The following is a 3,233-nucleotide window of genomic DNA, read 5'->3' on the forward strand; positions in this document are numbered from 1 at the left end:
CACCCGCCTCGTGGGGCGGTGGGGGCCGGTGGGCCAAATCCCTGCGCCTCCAGCGCACCCGCGAGCTCTTCCTTGGTCATGCTTGAGCGCCCCGGGATGTCTTCCTTCTGGGCCCGGCGGTACAGCTCGTCCTTGGTCGGCTCGTCGTCCCTGCGGCGCTTGGCCGCCTCCTGCTCGGCCTCGGCGAGTGCCTCCTCGCGGCGTTCCTTGAAGGTGGTGCCGAGTTCCCGCAGTTGCTTTTCGTCCACGGCCTGCCGCAGCGCGGGCAGAATCTCGGACTCCTCGGTCTCGACGTGGTGCTTGACCGCCTCGACGAGTTCGGTGACCAGGGTGTCGAACTGCTTCGACTCCGGGTCGGTGGCCTGCAGGCGCTTGATCAGTTGCTCTGCCTGCTCGTGCTCGTCCTCGCTGTGAGCCACCTGGCCCTTCTCCCCGGGCGCGTTCTTCGCGATGACCGGGTACACCCGCTCTTCCTCGGCGCGTGAGTGGGCGATCAGCAGGGCCCCGACCCGGTCGAGCACGGCCACTCGGTCCTTGCCTCCCGCCTGCAACTGCTGGAACAGCTTCTCCACCTCACGGTGGTCCGCGGTGATCAGCTCAACGACATCCTTCGTCATTCCGTCTCCCAACGATCCAGTGGCTGCCAGGTGCACCGCTTACCCCGAAAACGTGCCGGCACGCTGCCGTCACTCTCCGAAAACGCCGCCACCTGCGCGGACCGTGGTTGCCCAACGCGGTAGCCGTCTCAAGAGCTGCTGCAGGCGTTGGCCACGGAGGAAGAGAAACAATCGCGGCAGGACACCGCCCCGGCTGTCGGGAGCTGCGGCCCGGTCGGGTGAACGATGCGGCGGCCGCCAAAGGGCTGGTCCGGGGCGGCGGGTGCCGCCCCGGACCAGCCCTCGCGCGCGTCAGCCCTGCGCCTGGTCCCGGGCTTGCTGGGCGGCGTCCTGCCCGACCTGCTTGACGTCCTCGGCCGTGGTCTGTGCGGCCTGCCGGGCGGCGTCCGTGGTGCTCTGCACCGCTTCCTGCGCGGTGGCCTTGATCGCACCTGCGGCTTGCTGGGCCGGCTCCCGGAGTTCCTCCTTCACCTCCTGCACCGCTTCGGTTGCGGCCTGCTTGACCGGTTGAAGGAACTCGTCGGCATGCTCGCGCAGCTGCGCTCCGGCGCGCTGCTCCACGTTCGAGACGGGCAGCAGGCTCCCGGCCAGCATGCCCGCGCCGAAGGCGATGATGCCCGCCGCGATCGGGTTGCCCTGAGTCTGGCGACGCACTTGCTCGGGGGCCTGCTGCACCGTGTCGGCGACGTGACTCGTCGTGTCCCCGACCCGCTCGGCCAGCTGGCCGGCTGTGTCGCCCATCTGCCCGGCCAGGTCCCGGGCCGGCTCGCCCACTGCCTTGCCGGTGTCGTTCACCGAGCCCATCACCTGCTCCTTCACACTGGTCAGCCGCCGGCGGGTGGCCTCGACACGGCGGCGGGCGACCTTGCGCGGCGTCACCCGCTCGGCGAGGAGGTCGACGTTGCGGGCGAGATGCGTGCGCCGCGCCTCCACATCAGCTCTCAACTCGTCGGGTGTCGTGCCCACTTGGCATCCTCCTTCAATGTCTGGACGGTCTGCTCGGGCTTGAGGTGCACGTCCTTGAGCCGCCTGCGGCCCGTGCTGTAGAGCACGGCCGCCGCTGCGGCCCACAGAGCGGTGACGATCAGCGCGGCCCAGGCGATGTCGACGGCGTGGGCGAGGGCGAACATGACGGTCAGGCTCACGAAGAGCACCAACAGGTGTCCGGCGTAGCCGGCGCCGGCGAGCATGCCACCGGCCTTGCCCGCCTTGGTGGCCTCTTCCTTGAGTTCGGCCTTCGCCAGATTGATCTCGTCGCGTACCAGCGCGGTGAGGTCCTCGGTGATCTCGCCGATCAGGTCGCCGACGGAGTCCGGCTGCCGAGGGCCCCTGCCGGGGGGCGACGGCGCGGGAGGTGCAGCGCGTGCGGTCTCCTGCGGGGGCGTGTTCGTCAGCGGGTCGTAGGTGGTGGCCACGGTCTACCTCCCCGCCTCCGGCTGCTGCCACTGTCCGGACGGTTTGGAACCCGAGCTCTGGTGGGGCTGGTCCTGACTGTAGCCGGGGGTGTAGTGCGGCGGCTGGGACTGCCCGTAAGCCTCGTACGGGTCCGTGTCCGCCGCGAGTGGCGGTGGCGGCGGCGTCGACACCGGCGCCGGTGTGCCGGGCGCGGGCGAAGGCGCGGCGCTCGGCCGGTCCCCGGCCGGGGTAACGGAGGCGCCGTGGCCGTGCGCCTCGCTGTCGGAGGCGGCACTCACGCCCTTGCCGGCCCGGCTGACGGCGAAGCCGGCCAGCGCCGCCCCAGCCAGGAACAGCCCCGGCCGACGTCGGGCGAAGTCCTGGACCTCGTCCAGCAGTCCCTCCGGCCCACGCTCCTCAAGATGGTCGGCGACCTGGTGCCCGCCGTCCGCCAGGCGCCGCACCACCGTCGTCGCGACCGAATCCTGTTGGCCGTGCTCGCCCATCTGCTCCAGCTCCCGCGCCAGGCTGCGGACGTTGTCCGCGAGACGCTGCCCCTGGGTACGGGTCTGCTCCCTGAGCTGATCGCGCAGTCCGCCTGCGAGCTGTTGGGCCTGCGCGCCTGCTTCCTCGGCGACCTTCGACGCCTGCTCCGTAGCGGTGCCGGTCACCTCCGACACCTGCCTGCCGACGGCAGTCGCCGCCTCGGTCGCCTTGTCCTTCGCGATCTGGGCTGCCTGCGGCGCGGTGTCCTGGTTCGGCGGGCCCGACCGTGTCGTGTCGTTCACGAGCCGCCCTCCTCCCGGTTCGTCCGGTTTTCGCTCGGTCGCGCCCCGCCTACCCCATTTGCGTTGATTCACCGGCGGGCCCGCAGGGGATCCCGCCGCCCCCGGCCTACGCCGTGCTCGTCGTCCGGCCACATGCGGGTGTCACGCGACGGAACGCAAGGCTCCTCGCCGCCTGGCATTCCGCCCTCGACTGCTCGCTCCCGGGTCGGCTCGGCATCGGACTCCAGCCCCGGCAGAATCGCCAGATCGGACAGCCACAGCCACAGCCACAGTCACAGTCACAGTCACAGTCACACCAGGGACACGATCACCCCGGCCAGGGTGCCGCACGTCCTGTTGCAGTAAGAAGCGATTCCCAAACCGAAGGCAGGGTCACGTTTTCGCAGGTGAGGTGTGTGGCCGTCGCTCGGTAGGCATGCTCGGACCGTCGTGT

General features: G+C 70.7%; 4 protein-coding genes. All 4 read right to left on the reverse strand.

Annotation, left to right across the window (positions count from 1 at the left end; all coding sequences use genetic code 11):
• Positions 1–617: hemerythrin domain-containing protein (locus ABT247_RS32760; RefSeq protein WP_350750135.1), on the reverse strand; the 617-nt coding region annotated here is incomplete at its 3' end.
• Between the two features lie 291 nt (positions 618–908).
• The gene (locus ABT247_RS32765; protein ID WP_350750137.1) at positions 909–1,583 is read right to left on the reverse strand and encodes a DUF3618 domain-containing protein; all 675 of its coding nucleotides are present in this window, start codon (positions 1,581–1,583) and stop codon (positions 909–911) included.
• Positions 1,559–2,032: a phage holin family protein gene (locus ABT247_RS32770; protein WP_350750139.1), complete on the reverse strand. Its 474-nt coding sequence runs from the start codon at positions 2,030–2,032 to the stop codon at positions 1,559–1,561. The genes ABT247_RS32765 and ABT247_RS32770 overlap by 25 nt, the downstream gene beginning before the upstream one ends.
• Before the next feature lie 3 nt (positions 2,033–2,035).
• Positions 2,036–2,800 carry a hypothetical protein gene (locus tag ABT247_RS32775; protein WP_350750141.1) on the reverse strand — a complete coding sequence of 255 codons (765 nt, stop codon included), beginning with the start codon at positions 2,798–2,800 and terminating at the stop codon, positions 2,036–2,038.
• Positions 2,801–3,233: the final 433 nt, after the last annotated feature.

The sequence above is a fragment of the Kitasatospora sp. NPDC001539 genome, assembly GCF_040298565.1.
Taxonomy (GTDB): domain Bacteria; phylum Actinomycetota; class Actinomycetes; order Streptomycetales; family Streptomycetaceae; genus Kitasatospora.